Raw genomic sequence first — 20,790 nt, 5'->3', positions numbered from 1 at the left:
TCCGTTTTGACGCTTTCATCAGCGGTATCCTGCAAATTGAGCGAAGAGATTTTTGAGAAAAGGAGAGATACGCATGGAATTAATTGAAAAAATTAATGGTGCGGTCAACAGCTTCGTTTGGGGTATCCCCATGCTGGTCCTTCTGGTTGGCGCCGGTATCATCCTGACTTGCATGACCAAGGGTCTGCAGTTCCGGAAGTTCGGCTATGCCATGAAGAACACCCTGGGCAAGATCTTCTCGAAGCACGAAGCCGGCGAGGGTGAGATCACCCCCTTCCAGGCTATGACCACCGCTCTGGCTGGTACCGTTGGTACCGGTAACATCGCTGGTATCACCACCGCTATCACCCTGGGCGGCCCTGGTGCTCTGCTGTGGCTGTGGATCACCGCTCTGATCGGTATGTGTACCAAGTACGCCGAGGTTCTGCTGGCTGTCAGATTCCGTGAGAGAAATAAGGAAGGCGACTGGGTCGGCGGTCCTATGTATTACATCAAGAACGGTCTCGGAAAGAACTGGAAGTGGCTGGGTGTGATTTTCGCCGTCTTTGCCGCTCTGGCTGCTTTCGGCATCGGTAACGCTGTTCAGGTTGGTAACATCACCAGCTCTGTGAACACCGTGATCACCTCCTTCAACCCCGACTTCCAGGGTCAGGGTACCGTTAACCTGGTTCTGGGTATCATCATTGCCGCTCTGGCTGCCGTGGTTCTCTTCGGCGGCGTGAAGCGTCTGGGTGCTGTTACCGAGAAGCTGGTTCCCTTCATGGCTGTTATCTATATTCTGGCCTGCCTGATCGTTATCATTCGTTTTGCTGGCACTCTGCCCGCAGTGTTCCATGACATCTTCGTCGGTGCGTTCAACCCCTCCAGCGTGGCTGGCGGTGTTACCGGCGGTATGATCCTGGTTCTGACCTGGGGCGTGAAGCGCGGCGTGTTCTCCAACGAAGCTGGTCTGGGTTCTGCTCCTATGGCTCACGCTACCACTTCTGAGACCGACTGCGTGAAGCAGGGCCTGTATGGTATCTTCGAAGTCTTCATGGACACCATCATCATTTGTACCCTGAGTGGTCTGACCATCCTCTGCGCTGCTGAGGGCGTTGGCCTGGACCTGAACTATGGCGTTGAAGGCACCACCGCTCTGAACGCTGCTGCTCTGGGCGCAGTATTCACCAACAAGGGCGGTGCTTTGATCATCGCTATCGGTCTGGCTCTGTTCGCATTCTCCACCATCCTCGGCTGGGCTCTGTATGGCACCCGCTGCTGCGAGTTCCTGTTTGGTCCTAAGTCCATTAAGCCTTATCAGATCCTCTTCATTCTGGTCATCATTGTTGGTGCTACCATGAAGCTGGACCTGGCATGGGCTATCGCTGACACCCTGAACGGCCTGATGGCTCTGCCCAACCTGGTCGCTCTGATCGGTCTGTCCGGTGTGGTTGTCAGAGAGACCAAGCGTCACTTTGCTGAGAAGCAGGACGAAAAGTAATTTGATTGAGATTCTTCGCTGCCCCCTTTGGCAAAGTAGAGAAAGAACAATAAGAGAAGGCATTGCATCTGCAATGACTTCTCTTTTCTTATTTGCCTGGAGAGGGCTGGCCAGATGGGTTTCTGTTGCAGTGTTCGTGGAAGGATGGATCTTCTAACTGGGTTTCTCTATAGTCATAGCCATCGGGCTTAGCCGGTGCTCTGGGTTGGCCCTGTGAGGCTCTATTATCGGCATCTCAGATGCACTGTTATTTCGCTGCTATCACTTCCATAGCGCATCAAGGAGCAACTGCTTACGCTTCCAGCTCCCTTTGCTGGACGCTTGAAGCAAGGTGCTACTCGGCAGGAGTGGAGGATTACCATAAAAAAAACCAGTCCCCGGATTATTCGTCCGGGGACTGGTTTCGTGCGCTGCTGGAAGAGAGAAGGAAATAGAAAGAGAGGCAGCGCACGGAAAATCGAGAGAGGATTTATAAACGATAGATATCTTTGGGGTCCAGGGTAGAGATGTGGTTCTCCTCGAGGACCTTCCAGGCAGTTTCTGCATTGTCGGTGCGCATGACAACTACGGCGTGGCCATCCTTGTTGCCCACGAAGGCATACATATACTCGACAGAGACCCCTGCAGCGGACAGGGTTTTCAAAACGGTCGTGAGTCCGCCAGGACGGTCATCAATGACGGCAGCCAGAACATCGCTTTGCTTTACGATGAAATTCTGCTCCCGAAGGATCTGGCAAGCCTTGTCAGGGTCATTGACGATGAGACGGAGGATGCCGAAGTCAGTGGTGTCTGCCAAGGAGAGGGCACTCATATCGATCCCGTTGTCGCCCAGAACTTCCGTGATTTCGCTGAGTTTACCGGGCAGGTTTTCAATAAAGACGGAAATCTGCTTAATTAACATGATAGTACCTCCTTACAGTTTCCGGTTGTCGATGATACGCTGGGCCTTGCCTTCGCTGCGGGCGATGGTCTTGGGGTTGACCAGGTGGACTTTGGCGCCGATCCCCAGCATGGACCGCAGCTGAGAGACGATGTTCTTTTCTACCTTTTCCACAGAACGGATATCGTCGGAGAACATGGCTTCACTCATCTCCACGTTGATATCCAGGGTATCGGTGTTGTTTTCCCGGCCGACGATGATCTGATAGTTGGGGGTGATATCACCGCCGCTCACCTTCAGCAGGACTTCTTCGATCTGAGAGGGGAAGACGTTAACACCACGGATGATGAGCATATCGTCAGAGCGACCCATAGGCTTAGCCATACGCACGTGGGTACGTCCGCAGGAGCAGGGGGTACGGTCCAGAACGCAGATGTCACGGGTGCGATAACGGAGCAGAGGGAAGGCTTCCTTGGTGATAGAGGTGAAAACCAACTCGCCCTTGCTGCCCTCGGGAAGGACTTCGCCGGTGTCGGGGTCGATGATCTCTGCAATGAAGTGGTCTTCGCAAATATGCATGCCATTCTGCTCGCTGCACTCATAGGCAACGCCGGGACCGGAGAGTTCAGTCAGACCATAGATGTCGTATGCCTTGATCCCCAGCTTTCTCTGGATATCCTGGCGCATTTCCTCGGACCAGGCTTCAGCGCCAAAGATACCGGCCTTCAGCTTGATCTGGTCCTTCAGGCCCCGTTCCAGAATGCTCTCTGCCAGGAAGGCAGCATAGGAGGGGGTGCAGCAGAGAATGGTGGACCCCAGGTCGCACATGAACTGGATCTGACGATCGGTATTGCCGGAGGACATGGGAAGAGTCATGGCGCCCATTTTGTGTGCGCCACCGTGAAGACCGGCGCCTCCGGTGAAGAGACCGTAACCATAAGAGACGTGGCAAACGTCTTCGTTGGTTCCGCCTGCTGCCATAATGGCTCTGGCGCAGCAGTCCTCCCAAAGGTCAACGTCATGCTGCGTATAGAAGGCGACCACACGACGACCGGTGGTTCCGGAAGTAGAGTGGATACGCACACACTCGCTGAGAGGCTTGGCCAGCAGACCATAGGGATAGCCTTCCCGCAAATCGCTTTTCGTTACGAAGGGAAGCTTGTGCAAGTCCTCGATCCCATGGATGTCGTTGGGGGTGATCCCGGCGGCTTCCATTTTTGCGCGGTAGTAGGGAACGTTTTCATAAACGTGGTGGACTTGTTTGACCAGCCATTCGCTCTGGAGCGCACGGAGCTGGTCCTGAGACATGGTCTCGATTTCCGGTTGATACATTGGCATGGATGATCATTCCTAACTCTATTGGATTATTTTCGTTCATTATAATAGCATAATGTTTTTCTTATGTTAAGTATAAAGGAATAGAAGCAAAAAGTCAAGGAAAAAATGGAATTTTGCAGGGAAACATGGCATTAAGATAATATGTCATATTACAAACAAGATAATTCCGTATGACCTATAATATACTATTGACTTTCAAATAGCAAAGTGATATTCTTAATATAGAACACAAGATGAACCAATCAAAGGGTCAGTAAGGAGGAATTCGATATGACAGAGTCTTTGCCCTATCCCGGAGATATGGTTCGCCGCCAAAACCTTGGAGAAGAGTTGCTCAATGCCATCTCTCATGGCGCGGGTGCGCTGCTGTCCGTTGCTGGTCTGGTTCTTCTTTTGATAAAAGCGAAGACCTACGGCACAGTGCTCAACGTGGTCAGTGTGGGGATCTTTGGAGTGTCTATGGTTGTGCTGTATTTGATTTCCTGCCTCTACCATGCGCTCCCCATGTCCAAAGGAAAGAAAGTCTTCCAGGTTCTGGATCACTGCTCCATTTTCCTGTTGATTATGGGCACCTATACCCCTGTTTGCCTGGTCACTATGGGAGGAGTACTTGGCTTTTCCATTTTCGCGGTGAATGTCTCTTGCGGCATCCTGGGAATCATTCTCAATGCGGTAGATTTGAAGCGGTTTAAAAAGATCTCCATGGTCCTGTACATTGTCATGGGCTGGATGGGGGTTCTGGCGCTTCCCTTTATTATTCGAAATATGTCTCTGGCCGGCGTGATTTTCCTGTTTTTAGGCGGTGTGTCTTACACCGTTGGGGTGATTTTCTACCGGCAGAAGGAAAAACTGTACCGCCACGGGATCTGGCACTTCTTTGTGCTGGGCGGTACCATCTTTCAATTCTTTACTGTATATATGAACTGTTGTTCTTAAAAGGAGAGACTATTATGAGAGAGTATGTCATCGTAACGGATTCCTCTTGTGATCTTCCGGAGGAATTGGTCAAGGCATGGGGACTTGTCGTCATTCCTTTGACCGTGCAGATCGGTCCGGACCGGTTTCGCAACGCACCAGAAGAAGCGCCGGACAGCCACGACTTCTACACCCGGCTGAGTAAGGGGGAGCCTGCCCAGACATCCGCACCCAACGTGGAAGAGTTCAAAGACTATTTCCGTCCGGTGTTGGAATCCGGGAAGGATATGCTGTACATGGGCTTCTCTTCCGCCCTCAGCGGAACCTACCAGTACGGCGCCATGGCAGCAGAAGAGCTCCAGGAGGAGTTCCCGGAGGCCAAGGTACGCACCGTGGACACCCTTTGCGCTTCTCTGGGACAGGGCCTTCTGGTGGATCTGGCTGTACAGGAAAAGAACAAGGGGAAGAGCATGGATGAGGTGGTCGATTTCATTGAAGCGACCAAGCCTCACCTGTGTCACTGGTTCACCGTAGGCGATTTGAGCCAGCTGCGCCGGGGCGGCCGTCTTTCTGCGGGCAAGGCGATCCTTGGGAACCTGCTCCACGTGAAGCCTGTCCTCCATGTGGACGACGAGGGACGTCTGGTCCCCGTGGATTCTGTGAAGGGCCGCAAGAAGTCCCTGGAAGCTCTGGTCAAGAAGATGGAGGAAAGCGTTGTCCATCCGGAGACCCAGCGTATCTATATCAGCCATGGAGACTGCGAGAACGACGCCAAGACCTTGGCTGCCATGATCCAGGAGAGAATGAATGTGGTGTCCGTTACCATTGGCTATGTCGGCCCTGTCATCGGTGCCCACAGCGGTCTTGGTACCCTGGCGCTGTTTTTCCTGGGCGAAAAACGATAACATCACTCCGTGGAAAAACCGCGTGCCGTTTGCGGCACGCGGTTTTTATTTTGCTTACAGGGACAGGATCGAAATCTTGTCATCCTCCACAACTGCTTTCAGTGCGGAGATGGGGTGGAGATAGCTTTCGATGATCTGGGTGGCGATGGGGTCTTCCAGGTGCTTCTGGATATACCGCCGCAGGTTTCTGGCGCCATATGTTGCGGAATAGGAGTGCTTGACCAGATGATCCAGCACACTGTCATCCCAAAGGAAGACAAGGTGCTTTTCCTCCAGAACCTGCTGCAGCTCCTTGAGCATAATGAGGGCGATGGAGCGGAAGTTTTCTTCAGAGAGCTGGTTGAAGCAGATCACTTCGTCCACACGGTTGATGAACTCAGGGCGCAGGAACTGCTGCAGGGCTTTCATGGCCTTATCCTTGTTCTGTTCGTTGGACGTCTTACCAAAGCCCAGGGGGCCGGAGCTGCTCTCACTGCCTGCGTTGGAGGTCATGACAATGACCGTATTCTCAAAGTTTACAGTGCGGCCCTGGGCATCCGTGATGTGACCATCGTCCAGGATTTGGAGAAGGATATTTAGAACATCCGGATGTGCCTTTTCGATCTCATCAAAGAGGATCACGGAGTAGGGCTTTCTGCGGATCTTCTCCGTCAGCTGGCCTGCTTCATCGTACCCCACATAACCAGGGGGAGAGCCAATGATACGGGAAACACTGTGCTTCTCCATGAATTCGGACATATCCAGTCGGATCAGAGATTCGGGGGAGTGGAACAGATCATCCGCCAAACGCTTGACCAGCTCCGTTTTACCCACGCCGGTGGAACCCACAAAGATAAAGGAAACCGGTTTCCGCTTGGTGGTGACGCCGACCCGATTCCGACGGATGGCAGAGGAAACAGCAGCGATGGCTTCGTCCTGACCGATAATATTCTGTTTCAAACGGTCTTCCAGTTTGGCCAGGCGCTCATATTCCTGTTCCTGGATGGTGCTGGCGGGGATCTTGGTCCAGAGCTCCACCACACGGGCCAGGCTGTCCAGGGTCAGGGCAGGGGCCTCCTGTTCGGCCAGCTCTTTCTGCTCCTGGAGCAACTGTAGTTCTTTGCTCCGGAGGGCAGCCAGCCGCTCATAGGTTCTGTCGCTGGATTCATCGGCCAGAAGCTCCTGCTCCTTTTCGATGTCGTTGAGTTCGTCCTGAATTTCCTGGGTCCGTGCCAGGGTCTTGTTGCGCAGATTTACATCCGAGCAGGCCTCGTCAATCAGGTCAATGGCTTTGTCCGGCAGGAAACGATCGGTAATATACCGCTCAGACATCATGACAGCCAGTCGAGCCATGTCAGGGGTGATCTTCACCTTGTGGAACTGCTCATAGTAGGGAGCGACCCCTTTGATGATCTCCACGGCGTCTTCGATGGAGGGTTCATTGACAACCACCGGCTGGAAGCGGCGTTCCAGTGCCGAATCTTTTTCGATATACTTGCGGTATTCCACCAGAGTGGTGGCACCGATGACCTGGATCTCCCCGCGAGAAAGGGCAGGCTTCAGGATGTTGGCTGCGTTCATGGAGCCTTCTGCGTCGCCTGCACCCACCAGGTTATGGACTTCGTCGATCACAAGAATGATATTGCCAAACTTTTTGATCTCTTCAATGAGGCCCTTCATGCGGCTCTCAAACTGGCCGCGGAACTGGGTGCCTGCCACCAGGGAGGTGAGGTCCAGCAGATACACTTCTTTGCCTTTCAGTTTGTAGGGGACGTCTCCCTGGTAGATCCGCATGGCCAGACCTTCTGCGATGGCGGTTTTTCCCACGCCGGGTTCACCGATCAGGCAGGGGTTGTTCTTCTGGCGGCGGTTCAAGATTTGGATGACCCGCTCCAGCTCCTGATCCCGGCCGATCATACGGTCCAGCTTGCCTTCTGCTGCCTTGCGGGTGAGGGAGATGCAGTGGTTATCCAGGAACTTCCGTTTGTTCCGATTTTTCCGGTCGGCTTTTTCCTCCCGGCCAGCCCGGGGATTGTCTCCTGAAGAGGGAGGGGTCTCCGAGAGAGCGTCCTCCTTCTTCTCATTGTCGGGGTTGGCCAGGTTGCCCATCAGTTTATTCAGGAAGGGGAAGGTCGCCGTGCGGCCTTCGTCCTCGTCGTCGTCCTTATCGCCAGAAGGATCCGTCATAGCGCCAGCCAGATTGCCCAAGAGGCCTTCCATGCTCTCTGCGCCTTCAAAGGCCGACATCATTTCCGTAGTCAGGCCTTCCAGGTCTTCGTCGCTCAGACCCATCTTTTCGATCATATCAGTAACCGGTCGGATATTCAGTTCACGGGCACATTTCAGACAAAGGCCCTCGTTTTGTCCGCCCTGACCGTTGTTATCCAGGCGGGTAATAAAAATAACAGCTACGTTTTTTTTGCATCTGCTGCAAAGGGTAGGGTTCATAGGAATTCACTCCTTTTAGGGGCGTAGATGATGTTGCATTCTTATCATATTATCATGCCTTTATGAATTAGGTATGAATGACAGAAAAGTCCGTAAAATTCATCCCAGAAACAGGGAGGAGACGGAGAAAGAGGAGAGCAGGGGAAGCAGATAGCTCTTGGAGATCACCTCATTTGGAATCCACCCAAGCAGGTCACACAGGACCCAGCGGGCGATCACCAGAAGGATGATGCCCTTGATGAAACCGGCCACACCGCCAAAAATCTTATTGAGGATGTGGAGACCGGGCAGTTTGGCTGCCAGGTGCAGCGCATGGCAAAGGATCTCCCAAACCAGGAGGACCACCAAAAAGCCAACCAGAAAGAGGATAGACCGTGCTATCAACACAGCGATATCGGCGCTCCACTGGGCGATGGCTGCGTTTTGGACGGATTGGGCCGACTCCTTGGCTTTTTCCAGCAGCTCCTGGGAGAAGGGGAAGAGGCTGGATGCATCCGATTGTCCGTCCTGCAGCCGGTCGCCCAGACCGTCCTGCATTTTTTCCTCGATCACAGGCTGGAAATAGACTTCCAGAGAGGCGGAGTGGTGGGTGGCAAGATACCATCCACCAGCCACAGCGAGAACGACCGCCAGAAGAGAGCAAAGGGTGAGGATCAGTCCCCGGCGGAACCCCATAACGACGCTGTAAAGGAGCAGCGCAAGGATGGAAAGGTCCAGAAGAAGCGATGCAGTCAGGACCATTACTTGCTCTCCTCCTTGTTGTCTACTTTCTCTCCGTCCTGGAAGAAGAGGCTGACCGATGCGCTGCTGACCAAGGCAAGGCTGCCATCCTTATACATGGCCATGTTACGGTACCCCTTTTGGTTGGGAGAGACGTAGTAGCTCTCCAGATTTCGTTTGGCGGTGATGATGTCACCAGTCGTCAGAACAGCTACTTCGCTGCTCTGGGCGGCCAGAGCAACAGCCTGGCCATCCAGCTCCAATCTTCCGTAGGGCTTTCCGTTGGAACCTACCGTTACCAGGGTCCCTGCGCTGCCGGAGGCAGAGCGGGAGAGAAGGAGGGTGGCAAAATCGCTGCCGTAAAGGGACCCCATTTTCAGGTACTGACCCTCATAATCATAGGAAGCGGTGACCGTTCCGCTGGAATCCAGGACAAAGAGGTTCTTGTCGCCCAGGATCCAGCAGTCGCTGCTGCTTCGGATGGAAAGGACCACGTTGGACCCAAGAGAGACTTCTTTCTCCGGGGTCTCCTGGGAAGAGAACGTATAGTAGAGCAGCGTGTTTTCAAAGGCACCCTCTGCCTGTCCCGGAGAGATGAGGTAGACACCGCGGCAGTCCGGCGTGACAACGGCGTCCGAGACATAGCGGCTGGAAAGGCGGATCGAAAGGACAGCTTCATACGAAGCATTGTAAACGGTGACGACGCCTTTGTATCCACTGACCTTGGTGGTCACGGCCAGCCATCCCTTTTCGTTGATGGTGGCACAGAGGATGGACTCTTCTGCCGGCAGATCCATTTGGTAGGAAATTTTTTCTCCGGCAATGACCTTCAGCTGCTGGCCTCCCACATCGTATACCACAGCATATTGGCCGGAGGCATTCATGGCAGGGGAGTCCATAGAGACAGTCTCCTTTAAGCGGGGGGTACCTGTGGGGGAGTAGAGCTGGATCTGTGTAGAGGTACAGATGAGCAGGTTGTTTTCCAGGCCAAGGAAGAGGCTGTTGGACTGTGCGTTATGGGCAAAGGTGTCGTCACTTTGGGAATATGTCATCCAACGAAGGGCGCTGGAGACATTTTCTCGAAATACGGTCGCAGCAAGAATGCCCAAAACGATCACAGCGGCGGTGACCAGGAGAAGGATTCTCTGCTTTTGGGAGAGGGACGTTTTTAAGGTTTGGAGTTTTTTCATACTATCCTCCGTTGTGCGTTGCAAGACCGGTCAGGGAAGACCGGGGATGGGGTACCAGAGGTTGGTCATGTACAGTCCCTGGGGAGGGGCAGTGGGACCGGCATCCGTGCGGTTTCGGCCCTCCAGCAGGGCGGGAATGTCGTCAGGGGAGAGCTTTCCCTCTGAGGCGTAAACGCAGGTTCCCACCATGGCGCGGACCATGTTATAAAGGAAGCCGTCTGCGCAGACCCGGCAGGAGATCTGATTGCCTTCCCGCTGGATCTGGAAATAGTGGACGGTACGAACGGTGGTCTTGGTTTCGGTGCCCACCGAGCGCACACAGGCAAAGTCGTGGGTTCCAACAAAGTGGGAGGCGGCCTGCTGCATCACAGTTTCGTCCAGATGCTTAGGATAGAACCAGACACGGTTGACCAGAAAGGGATTTCGAATTCTGGAATTATAGATCCGATAGGTATACTCTTTTTTGATACAGCTGCCAATGGCGTTAAAGGAATCCGGGACTTCGGTGGCTTTGGTGACGACGATATCCCCCGGCAGACGGGTATTCATCGCCAAAGGAAAACGGTCACAGGGGATGGTGGAGGTGGTCCGAAAATTGGCCACGTAGATCTCTGCGTGGACACCGGCGTCAGTCCTGCCGGCGCCAGTGCACTTGACTGGATGGTTGACCACCAGGGAGAGGGCCTTTTCCAGGGTCTCTGCCACAGAAATGTCCCGTTTCTGCACTTGCCATCCGTGGTATGCTGTTCCGTCGTACATCAGGGTCAAAGCGATATTACGCATAGCATGCTCCTTGTTCAGGGAATTACAGGCCAAACTGCCGGAGGACGCAGACCGCAACACACAGCAGAATGCTGAAGATCACCAGACCCCAGTCTCTTCCGTGCATGGTGAGCTGGCGCAGGCTGGTGCGGCCTTCATCCCCGTGATAGCAGCGGCATTCCATGGCCACGGCCAGATCTTCCGCCCGGCGGAAAGAGGAGATGAACAGGGGGATCAGGATGGGAATGAGGGCTTTTGCCTTCTGCATCAGATTCCCGCTGTCAAAGTCGGCGCCGCGGGCCTTTTGCGCAGAGATGATCTTGTCCGTCTCCTGGATCAGATTGGGGATGAAGCGCAACGCAATGCTCATCATCATGGACAGCTCGTGGACAGGCACTTTGATCTTCTTCAGGGGCCGCAGGAGCCGCTCCAGGCCATCCGTCAAAAGGATGGGGGAAGTGGTGTAGGTGAGCAGCAGGGTGCAGGCGATGAGCATCAGGATCCGCACCACCATGAATCCTGCCTTCCACAGGCCTTCCTCTGTGATCTTTAAGAAGCCGAAGCTCCAAAGTACCGTACCGGAGGTGTAGAAAAGGTTCAGTACAGCGGTACAAACAATGATAAAGACCACCGGTTTCATGCCCTTGACGAAGACTTTGGGCTGCACCCGGGAAATGGCAATGAAAACCAGAAGGATCAGCAGGGTGACTCCATAGGACACCACCTGTTTGCAGAGGAAAATCGCAGCAATGTATAAAATGGTAAAGATGATTTTCGCTCTGGGGTCAAACCGGTGGATGAGGGAGTTGCCAGGAAAATACTGGCCAAGGGTAATGTCTTTGAGCGCCAATTACAGCCCCTCCTTTCTGCGATAGGCCGACAGGAAGGCAGCTTTCGCCTGCTCAACGGTATAGACAGCGGGATCAATGTCCACGCCCATGGAACGGATACGGGAAAACACCCGGTTCATGGTTGGGACGCCCAGGCCCAGAGATTCCAGTGCCTCTCCATGGGAGAACACTTCTTTGGGGGTGCCCACATAGGGGAGGGTGCCGTGGCTCACCACCGCCATACGGTCGGTGAGGCGGGCTACGTCCTCCATTGAGTGGCTCACAATGATGATGGTCGCCTGGTTGGCCTGCCGGTAGGCCTCGATGTTGGCCAGAATGCTGGCGGACCCGGCCGGATCCAGCCCGGCAGTGGGCTCATCCAAAATGAGGACCTTTGGTTCCATGGCGATCACACCGGCAATGGCGACCCGGCGCTTTTGTCCGCCGGAGAGTTCAAAGGGAGAGCGCTGAAGGATCTCGTCGGAGATACCGGCGAACTCTGCTGCGCGGCGGACCCGACGGTCCACTTCCTGCTCATCCAGCTTCATATTTCGGGGACCGAAGGAGATATCTTTGTAGACAGTCTCTTCAAAGAGCTGGTACTCTGGGTACTGAAAGACCAGGCCTACCTGGAAACGAATGTTGTGGGTCAAGTCTTTGCTGCTCCAGATATCCTGCCCCTCAAAGAGGACCTGGCCGGCAGTGGGTTGAATGAGTCCGTTGAGGTGCTGGATCAGGGTCGATTTTCCTGATCCGGTTCGCCCGATGATGCCCAGATACTCCCCTTGGTAGATGGTCAGGTTGATGTTGTCCAGAGCCTTCTGTTCAAAGGGGGTGTTAGGGCTGTAGATATGGGTGAGATTTTTTATTTCAATAATTGGTTCCAATCTTCATTCCTCACTTTTTGCGATAGAAAAAGGGGTGTGTCATTTCAAGAGTCCGGCCAGAATGGCGGCACACTCTTCGTCGCTGATGGCGTCCAAAGGAACAGGGAGGCCCTGCTCTTTCAGTTCGTACAGGAGTGCGACGGTTTCCGGAACGGCCAGTCCAGCGGAGCGCAGGGTCTCCACATGCTGGAAGACCTCCTTGGGGGAGCCGTCGTCGATGATCTTGCCGCCGGCCATTACGATGAGCCGCTGAGCCTGGGCAGCCTCATCCATGTGGTGGGTGATGAGGACTACGGTAATCCCGTATTTTTCGTTCAGAGTCCGAATGGTATCCACGGTCTCCCGCCGGCCCACCGGGTCCAGCATGGCGGTGGACTCGTCCAAAACGATACAGCGGGGCATCATGGCGATGATCCCGGCAATGGCGACCCGCTGCTTTTGTCCGCCGGAGAGCAGATGGGGGGAGTGTTCCCGCATCTCATACATGCCAACCATTTTCAGGGCGGTGTCCACCCGGCGGCGAATTTCCTCAGGGGGCAGGCCCATGTTTTCCGGGCCGAAGGCCACGTCTTCTTCAACCACGCTGGCTACGATCTGATTGTCCGGATTCTGAAACACCATCCCAACTTTTTCCCGAATGGCCAAAAGGTTGTTAGGGTCCGAGGTGGCCAGATCCTCCACCCAGAGGGTACCCTCCGTTGGGACCAGGAGGGCATTCATATGCTTGGCCAGGGTGGATTTGCCAGACCCGTTGTGGCCCAGAATGGCCACGAAGGAGCCGGCTTCGATCTCAAGATTGATCTGGTCCAGAACCGGGGGATGCCCGGCCGGTTCATCCGGGTATGAAAAGGTGAGATTTTCTGCTTTGATAATGGTATGCATAGAAACTCCTTATTCGTTACCAGCGGTCCAGCGTCCTGCGGCGCCGCAGGGGAGCACCAGTCCGCTGGCGGTGGCCGGCAGTCCCAGTTCGTCGCTTACAGTATGCCCTCCGTATTTGCGGGAGAGCAGGGTTTCCAGGATATAGGTGAGGACCGAGGGGGCCAGTCCCGTGGTATACGAGTTAATGATAAAGAACAGCGGCTGGTCCGACAAAACACCGGCGACCAACTCCACGAAAGGATAGAGGTTTTCTTCCAGTTTCCAGATCTCTCCGGAAGGTCCGCGTCCATAGGACGGAGGGTCCATGATGACGGCATCGTACCGGCGGCCCCGGCGGATCTCCCGCTCGACAAATTTTCCGCAGTCATCCACGATCCAGCGAATGGGTGCGTCTTCCAGACCGGAGCTTTTTGCGTTTTCTCTGGCCCAGCTGACCATGCCTTTCGCTGCGTCCACGTGGCAAACGGAAGCGCCAGCTGCCGCGCAGGCAACGGTGGCACCGCCTGTGTAGGCAAAGAGGTTCAGCACCGAGATGGGACGGCCTGCGTTTTGGATCTGCCGGGCGGCAAAGTCCCAGTTGGCAGCCTGTTCCGGGAAAAGGCCGGTATGCTTGAAATTCATGGGCTTTACATTAAAGGTGAGGTTACGATAAGAAACCTGCCAGCGCTCCGGCAGGTCTTTTTTTACCCATTGCCCGCCACCCGTGTTGGACCGGGCGTACCTTGCGTCAAACCGCTTCCAGCCGGGATGACGGCGGGGCGTGTTCCAGATGGCCTGAGGATCAGGACGAACCAGGGTATAGTTTCCCCAGCGCTCCAGCTTTTCACCTCTGCCGCAGTCCAGCAGCTCATAGTCTTTCCAATCGGTTGATGCCCACATAGTCATTCCCCTTTTCCTGTCTGTTGAAAACGCCGAATTCTCCTGGCGCTGCTTCTTCAGGAGTCAAAAAATATCCCTGTCTACAGATAGAAAATTATATCATTTCGGAGGCTTTCCGTCAATCTTATATCATAAGAGGCTGTCCGCCCGGGGAAAATGATTGTATTGTACGAGAGAATATGGTACCATACGGAGGAAAACAAAGGAAAGAAGGACAGATTTGCGGGATTTTCCCAAAGTCGCCGGGAATCTGTCATACAATAGCATTCCTTTTCAGGAGGAACATCCAATGAGTGAGAAGACAGGCCAGTTCCGCAGCGCTGCTTTTGGCGGGTTCCACCGCCAGGATGTGCTGGATTATTTGGAAAAGACTGCCCGGGAGCAACAGGAGATACAGGATGCCCTCCGGGCTGAGCTGGAGGAAGCCCGGAGAGCACAGGGAAAAGCAGAGGAAGCGCTGGCAGAGGTTCAGGCGCAGCTTGCGCAGGCCCAGGCAGCACAAACTGCGGCAGAAGAAGAACTGGCGCAGGCAAAAGAGGTGCTGGATCAAAAGAGCGCTGCCCTTGTGGAAGCGGAGTCCAGCGTATCATCCCTCCGCAGCAAAGTCACTGCGTTGGAACCGGGGGCGGAATCCTGGCAGAGGATCCGGGAAACTGCTGGAAATATTGAGGTTTCCGCCCATGAGCGGGCACAGATCACCATTCAGGAGGCACAGGTCCAGGCGGAAGAGATCCGCATCAAAGCGACCCAGTGGCTGCTGGACTTCCAGACCCGCTGCCAGGCCCTTCAGCAGGAGATCAAAACCTCTGTGGCGGTGGCAGAGACTGAGCTGGATTCTGTACGCACTGCCTTTGACCGGACCCAGGAAGAGATGGAGCAGATTCAGGACGGCCTGTCAGCCTTTTTGCGCAGCCTGCCCTCAGAGCCTTCCTGAGAAAATTCCTGAAAGAAAGACAATAAATAAACGAGAGGACAGCGTCCGGGCTGTCCTCTTTTTCTTTTGCTTGTCGATGGATGACGAAAAAGGGGGACCCTGCATACGATGAGGCGGGGCAATCCCCGGAAGGAGGCAACATGATGGGTGTTACAAACTCGAACAAGGTCATCGACCGCACCCGGATCGACTGCGAAGGGGCTCTGCGCGTTACTCTGGCCCTCACCGCAGTACCGGATATTCTTTCGAATCCAACCGATATTGTGCTGGTTCTGGACCGCTCCGGCAGCATGGCGGGAACACCTATGGCTAACATGAAAACCGGTGCGAAAATCTTTGTGGACATCATGGCAGAGGTAACAGGCGATGATCCCTCCCAGATCGGTTCCGGCAGCCGGATCGGCATGGTGAGCTTTGCCAACACCGCTGCCGTCAATGCTCCGTTGAGCACTTCCGTGAACACACTGAAAAGCGCCATTGATCAGTTGTCCGCAGGAGGAAGCACCAATCATGCAGCGGCATTTAACGAAGCCATCAATCTGTTTGACCCGAACTCCAATAATGCCAAAGTAATGGTAATGTTTACGGACGGCAATACCACAACAGGGGCCTCGCCTGCGCCGGTGGCAGCAGCGGCAAGAGCTCAGGGAATTATCATCTATTGCATTGGCCTGATCGGTTCCGATGGCCTGGACATTAATACACTGAACCATTGGGCCACGGACCCGGATGCATCCCATGTGGCGGTGACGCCCAACGAAGAAGACCTGATTGAGCTGTTTGCAGAGCTGGCTGCCAACATTTCTAAAACCGGCGCCACCGACATTGTCATGGAAGAAGTCCTCAACCCTGACTTTGAAATCACCAGCGTGATGCTGCCCACCAAAGGAACTGCAACGATGACGGGATCCAATACGCTTCGCTGGACCATCCCGGAACTGGGTGTGATGGATAGTGAAAGTGCGTCCCTCGACTTTTTCATTCGTCACACAGCGCAGACCACGGGAACAAAATTGGTGAATGAGTCTATCACGTATTCTGATGCGGAGGGAAACGAAGTGTTTTTCCCCGAGCCCACGGTAGAAGTGGACTGCACCATTGTGGTTCATCCCGAAGCATGTCCTGTTCCTGTTGAGTTTACCGTGGATCACTGTACCGATGCGGTTCTTGTGGACATGGGAGAGGTGCGCTTGGAATCACAGGGGCAAATCATCCAGCTGGATGTGACCATTCCCAATGTCTGTCCCGGCAAACGGGTTGCGCTGGCAGCCATTTTGACCGAAATTGACAGTAGCGGCACAGAGCAGCCCCGGGGCATGAAGACCATGACCATCCCGGCTCATGATGACCCTGGCTGTCGTGATGTTTTGGTGAAGTGCATTCCCTTTGTGGTTCCGGCAGAGGGAGACGACACTTTGATCTGCGGTCCCAGACAGTTTAAGGCACGCTTGATTGCCCATACCATCGACACAGATTATCGCTGCTGCGACGCAGAAATTACTCTGTAATAGAGTAAGTCAAGGCCCCAAAGTGTTTTTTCACTTTGGGGCCTTGAAGGATACCCGGGGATTATTTAAATTTGTCGATCAGGCCGATCACAAAGATGGCCAGTACGATCACAGGGAGGACATAGGTGATATAGCCTCTCATCCAGTTTTTGACCTTCAGGCCTCTGCCGGCGTTGGCTTCCTCCATGAATCGGTCCCAACCCCAGCCTCGCTTGGACACGGTGAAGAGGATGTACACCAGGGAGCCCAAGGGCAGGAGAATATTGCTGACCAGGAAGTCTTCCAGATCCATGAAGTTGGTGGTGCCGCCCAGGGGATGGATGTCAGACAGAACATTGAAGCCCAGAGCGCAGGGCAGGGACAGAACGATGATCAGGATGCAGTTGATCAGGCAGGGGCCTTTTTGCGGCTCCAGCCGAACATATCCATACAGGAGGACAGGATGTTCTCAAAGACCGCCAGCACAGTAGACAGAGCGGCAAAGGTCATGAACACGAAGAACAGACCGCCCCAGAGGTTGCCCATGGGCATATGATTGAAGATGTTGGGGAGGGTCACAAAAATCAGATTGGGGCCGGAGTCTGCCTGCACGCCGTGGGTGAAGCAGGCGGGGAAGATGATGAGACCGGAGACCAGGGCCACGAAGGTGTCCAGAATGGCCACGTTCACCGACTCGCCCATGAGAGAACGGTCTTTGCCAATGTAACTGCCGAAAATGGCCATGGCGCCGATGCCCAGGCTCAAGGTGAAGAAGGCCTGGTTCATAGCACCTACGATCACATTGCCGATGCCGATCTCTTTCATTTTCCCCAGATCAGGTTTCAGGTAGAAGGTGAGGCCCTCTTTGGCGCCTTCCATGGTGAAGCTGTTAATGGCCAGGATGACCATAATGGCCAGCAGCGCCAGCATCATATACTTGGTGACGCGCTCCAGACCGTTCTTAAGACTGAAGGAACAGACAAAGAAGCCGAGGACCACCACCAGGACCATGAATCCTACCATGGTAACAGGATTGGAGCAGACCCGCACAAACTCCTGACCCACTTGCTCTGTGGTCATACCATTGAAGGTTCCGGAGGCGGTGGAAATAAAGTAATGGATCATCCAGCCGCCTACCGTGGTGTAAAACATCATCAGCAGATAGTTGCCGATAATGGCGATGTATCCGTGGATATGCCACTTGGTGCCCTTGGGTTCCAGCTGCTGATAGAGGCGGACGGTACTCCTCTGGCTGGCGCGGCCCAGGGAAAACTCAATGGTCATCACAGGAATGCCCATGATGAGCAGGAAAAACAGGTAGATCAGCACAAAGGCGCCGCCTCCGAACTGACCTGCCATGTAAGGAAACTTCCACACGTTTCCGATGCCGATGGCGCAGCCGGCGCTGAGCAAAATAAAGCCAAGCCGGCTGCCTAAACGATCTCGTTGCATAGTATCTCTCCCGTTTTCTTTCTCTTTGCTGCGTTTGCGCAACGGGTCAAATTGTACTATATTTCATCGAACAATGCAACCACTCATAAGAATTTTCTGAATGTAAGATAAGCTGTGGGTTCTGTATGAACCGGCGTGGGAATGGACACGTAAGGGAAGGGAGGGACAGCAGAGGGGTTGGTGATGGATACCAGATCAAGGGGTTTGGGATGCCTGAGATGGAGGGAGAAGACCGGTGAGAGAGGCCAGCGGACGGAAGAAAAAATGATGGAAGACTGCAATGACCCGGCCCACACCGAGAACGGACAGGATGGTGCCCAGTCCGATCCCGATGATGTGCCCGGAGGCCGCCAGGCTGACCAGCAGGGTAACGGTCACGTTGCCCAGATCAAAAAGGTTTTTGCAGAATCCCAGGCGCTTTCCCGATGTGTCGGCGATGGCCTGAACGATCCCGTCACCAGGGTTGGGGATAAGGCGCATATTCAAGGAGAGGGCAGAGCCCACGCCAGTGAGAATGATGGCGACCAACAGGAAGAGGATTCGGCCGGTCATGGTTCCCCAGAAGCTCCCCTGACATGAAAGGGTCAGGTCGGGGATCCACTGCCCGAACCAGTTGAGGAAGCGGGTGAAGACCAGACTGAGGGGAAACTGGAGTATATCCAGAAGGAGAAGGGTGGACAGAGATCGTTCAGGCGGTTTCCCTCGTTTACGGCACCGGCGGGCGTGGAAGAGGTGCAGGATGATCTCTGCCAGCAGGTAGAAAGAGTAGAGGGCCAGGGTGGTGTTGCCGAAGTTGAACTGTCCGATGGTGGAGATACTGTAAGAGACGGAGATAATGGGAGAGACACCGAGACCGGCTTTGGTATTCATGATAATGCCAAGGGCCAGGATCAGCAGTCCGATGAGATAGAACATCACCCGAACTGTTTTTTGTACAGTAGTAGAGGAGTGCAAGCAACCATCTTCTTTCCGAATGAGGAAGTATAGGAGCGGGAGAGCAACAGAACCGTGCGCCGCCCGTGGAGATTTTCCTATTGTAGCCCCGTTGTAGAGTCTTCGTCAATACGCCCAACGGAAAGAAAATCTGCCTTCGGAACCTATGCTCCGAAGGCAGATCGCGTGAGATCATTTGAAATAAGTGATGAGGCCGATGAGGAAGATGGCCAGGAAGAGGAAGGGGAGGATGTAAGTCATATAACCTTTCATCCAGTCCTTGACCTTCAAGCCCTTGCCGGCGTTGGCTTCATCGGTGAAGTTTTTCCAGCCCCAGCCCTTCTTGGTGACCACGAAGAGCAGGAAGACCAGGGAGCCCACCGGCAGGATAATGTTGCTGACCAGGAAGTCTTCCAGATCCATGAAGGTAGACGTGCCGCCCATAGGATTGATACCAGACAGTAGATTGAAGCCCAGGGCGCAGGGCAGAGCCAGCACCAGCATGATCAGGCAGTTGATGAAGCAAGCCTTCTTGCGGCTCCAGCCGAAGAGGTCCATGCAGCAGGCCAGAATGGTCTCAAAGACTGCCAGCACGGTGGTGAGGGCGGCGAAGGTCATAAAGACGAAGAAAAGGGAGCCCCAGAGGGTGCCCATGGGCATGTGATTGAATACGTTGGGAAGGGTAACGAAAATAAGACTGGGGCCTGCGCCGGCTTCTACATTATAGGTGAAGCAGGCGGGGAAGATGATCAGGCCGGAGACAAGAGCCACGAAGGTGTCCAGAACGGCCACATTCACGGACTCGCCCAGCAGGGAGCGCTCTTTGTTGATGTAGCTGCCGAAGATGGCCATGCTGCCCATACCAAGGCTCAGGGTAAAGAAGGCCTGGGTCATAGCGCCCACGATGACGTTTCCGATGCCCACTTCCTGCATCTTGTTCAGGTCAGGCTTCAGGTAGAAGGTGAGGCCTTCCTTGGCGCCTTCCATGGTGAAGCTGTTGATGGCCAGGATGACCATGATGGCCAAGAGGGCCAGCATCATAAACTTACTCACCTTTTCCAGACCTTTCTGCAGGCTGAAGGAGCAGATGAAGAAGCCCAGCACCACAACGAAGGAGGTGAAGCCCACCATGCCCACGGGGTTGGCGCAGATCTCTTCATAGACCTTGCCCACCTGCTCTACGTTCAGACCCTCGAAGCGGCCGGAGGCGGTGGCGAAAAAGTACTGGATCATCCAACCGGCCACAGCGGTGTAGAACATCATTAAGATGTAGTTACCGGCCATGGACACATAACCGTGGATCTTCCAGTAGGTACCTTTGGGTGCTAAGGCCTGGTAGAGCCGTACAGGGCTCTTCTGACTGGCACGGCCCAGGGAAAACTCAATGGTCATCACGGGGATGCCCATAATGAGCAGGAAGAACAGATAGAGCAGCACAAATGCGCCGCCGCCGTTCTGTCCCACCATATAGGGGAATTTCCAGACGTTGCCGATGCCGATGGCGCAGCCGGCACTGAGCAAAATAAAGCCCAACCGGCTGCCTAAGCGTTCTCTCTCCATAGCGATTCCTCTCTTATACTCTCGAATGTGCCCCTTTTCTCATTTGCTGCTTTAACGCTGAGAATCGAAGCTGGCTTATTGTACTATAATTCTTAGTATATTGCAACAGTTTGTATAGAAAAAGAGAAAAAACACGAAAAAAGGGAACTCCACTGTAAAGTGTATCCTGTTCCGCCGCAAACGCGAGCAAAATGAAGCAGAACAGAAGAAGAACTCGTCATCTTCAGCGGGTGAAATAGGAAAAAGAATCTTGTGTATTCATTGAAACATAGTTATACTAAATATAAAGTGAAGAAAATGAAATCTACAGAAAAATGCGATCATATGAT

Annotated in this window: 17 protein-coding genes and 1 pseudogene; 5 read left to right on the top strand and 13 right to left on the bottom strand. The window is 54.1% G+C overall.

Translation table 11 applies throughout. The annotated features are described in order from the left end of the window. Positions 1-73 precede the first annotated feature (73 nt). Complete coding sequence (locus SOR61_RS02405) at positions 74-1,480, top strand: sodium:alanine symporter family protein (protein WP_320611098.1); 1,407 nt, start codon at positions 74-76, stop codon at positions 1,478-1,480. 469 nt (positions 1,481-1,949) lie between these two features. On the opposite strand, the gene SOR61_RS02400 is transcribed toward SOR61_RS02405, so the two are convergent. Next, positions 1,950-2,381 carry an acetolactate synthase gene (locus SOR61_RS02400; RefSeq protein ID WP_320611097.1) on the bottom strand — a complete coding sequence of 144 codons (432 nt, stop codon included), beginning with the start codon at positions 2,379-2,381 and terminating at the stop codon, positions 1,950-1,952. Between the two features lie 12 nt (positions 2,382-2,393). Beyond that, positions 2,394-3,692: a phenylacetate--CoA ligase family protein gene (locus SOR61_RS02395; protein ID WP_407066495.1), complete on the bottom strand. Its 1,299-nt coding sequence runs from the start codon at positions 3,690-3,692 to the stop codon at positions 2,394-2,396. Positions 3,693-3,968: 276 nt separating this feature from the next. Between SOR61_RS02395 and SOR61_RS02390 the strand changes: the two genes are divergently transcribed. Further along, positions 3,969-4,634 carry a hemolysin III family protein gene (locus SOR61_RS02390; RefSeq protein ID WP_320611095.1) on the top strand — a complete coding sequence of 222 codons (666 nt, stop codon included), beginning with the start codon at positions 3,969-3,971 and terminating at the stop codon, positions 4,632-4,634. A gap of 14 nt (positions 4,635-4,648) precedes the next feature. Then, the gene (locus SOR61_RS02385; RefSeq protein ID WP_320611094.1) at positions 4,649-5,518 is read left to right on the top strand and encodes a DegV family protein; all 870 of its coding nucleotides are present in this window, start codon (positions 4,649-4,651) and stop codon (positions 5,516-5,518) included. A 54-nt stretch (positions 5,519-5,572) separates the two neighbouring features. On the opposite strand, the gene SOR61_RS02380 is transcribed toward SOR61_RS02385, so the two are convergent. The 8 genes from SOR61_RS02380 to SOR61_RS02345 form a co-directional block, all read right to left on the bottom strand. Further along, entirely contained in the window at positions 5,573-7,945 is a 2,373-nt protein-coding gene (locus SOR61_RS02380) for an ATP-dependent Clp protease ATP-binding subunit (protein WP_320611093.1), read from the bottom strand. 99 nt (positions 7,946-8,044) lie between these two features. Further along, positions 8,045-8,686: a CvpA family protein gene (locus SOR61_RS02375; protein ID WP_320611092.1), complete on the bottom strand. Its 642-nt coding sequence runs from the start codon at positions 8,684-8,686 to the stop codon at positions 8,045-8,047. Beyond that, positions 8,686-9,855 carry a DUF5711 family protein gene (locus SOR61_RS02370; RefSeq protein ID WP_320611091.1) on the bottom strand — a complete coding sequence of 390 codons (1,170 nt, stop codon included), beginning with the start codon at positions 9,853-9,855 and terminating at the stop codon, positions 8,686-8,688. The genes SOR61_RS02375 and SOR61_RS02370 overlap by 1 nt, the downstream gene beginning before the upstream one ends. Positions 9,856-9,885: 30 nt before the next feature. Beyond that, on the bottom strand, positions 9,886-10,638 hold the full coding sequence (truA, locus tag SOR61_RS02365; protein ID WP_320611090.1) for a tRNA pseudouridine(38-40) synthase TruA: 753 nt from the start codon (positions 10,636-10,638) through the stop codon (positions 9,886-9,888). A 22-nt stretch (positions 10,639-10,660) separates the two neighbouring features. Beyond that, complete coding sequence (locus tag SOR61_RS02360; protein ID WP_320611089.1) at positions 10,661-11,467, bottom strand: energy-coupling factor transporter transmembrane component T; 807 nt, start codon at positions 11,465-11,467, stop codon at positions 10,661-10,663. After that, positions 11,468-12,334: an energy-coupling factor transporter ATPase gene (locus SOR61_RS02355; RefSeq protein WP_320611088.1), complete on the bottom strand. Its 867-nt coding sequence runs from the start codon at positions 12,332-12,334 to the stop codon at positions 11,468-11,470. A 39-nt stretch (positions 12,335-12,373) separates the two neighbouring features. Beyond that, entirely contained in the window at positions 12,374-13,216 is an 843-nt protein-coding gene (locus SOR61_RS02350; RefSeq protein WP_320611087.1) for an energy-coupling factor transporter ATPase, read from the bottom strand. A 9-nt stretch (positions 13,217-13,225) separates the two neighbouring features. Beyond that, positions 13,226-14,095, bottom strand: coding sequence for a class I SAM-dependent methyltransferase (locus SOR61_RS02345; RefSeq protein WP_320611086.1), 870 nt, complete (start codon positions 14,093-14,095; stop codon positions 13,226-13,228). Positions 14,096-14,384: 289 nt separating this feature from the next. Between SOR61_RS02345 and SOR61_RS02340 the strand changes: the two genes are divergently transcribed. Next, positions 14,385-15,029, top strand: coding sequence for a hypothetical protein (locus SOR61_RS02340; protein ID WP_320611085.1), 645 nt, complete (start codon positions 14,385-14,387; stop codon positions 15,027-15,029). 140 nt (positions 15,030-15,169) lie between these two features. Beyond that, positions 15,170-16,537, top strand: coding sequence for a vWA domain-containing protein (locus SOR61_RS02335; protein ID WP_320611084.1), 1,368 nt, complete (start codon positions 15,170-15,172; stop codon positions 16,535-16,537). A 61-nt stretch (positions 16,538-16,598) separates the two neighbouring features. Here the strand turns inward: SOR61_RS02335 and SOR61_RS02330 are convergent. The 3 genes and pseudogenes from SOR61_RS02330 to SOR61_RS02320 all read right to left on the bottom strand — a co-directional run bounded on the left by SOR61_RS02330 (position 16,599) and on the right by SOR61_RS02320 (position 20,461). Then, positions 16,599-17,968 (bottom strand): annotated as a pseudogene (locus tag SOR61_RS02330) (sodium-dependent transporter). A 195-nt stretch (positions 17,969-18,163) separates the two neighbouring features. Then, entirely contained in the window at positions 18,164-18,883 is a 720-nt protein-coding gene (locus tag SOR61_RS02325) for a DUF6198 family protein (protein ID WP_320611083.1), read from the bottom strand. 210 nt (positions 18,884-19,093) lie between these two features. Further along, a complete protein-coding gene (locus tag SOR61_RS02320; RefSeq protein ID WP_320611082.1) occupies positions 19,094-20,461 on the bottom strand; it encodes a sodium-dependent transporter in 1,368 nt (455 codons plus the stop codon). Positions 20,462-20,790: the final 329 nt, after the last annotated feature.

Source organism: Evtepia sp., assembly GCF_034090835.1.
Classification (GTDB): Bacteria; Bacillota; Clostridia; order Oscillospirales; family Oscillospiraceae; genus Evtepia.
Note: the sequence above shows the minus strand (reverse complement) of the source record. Positions and strands in the feature narration are given on the sequence as shown.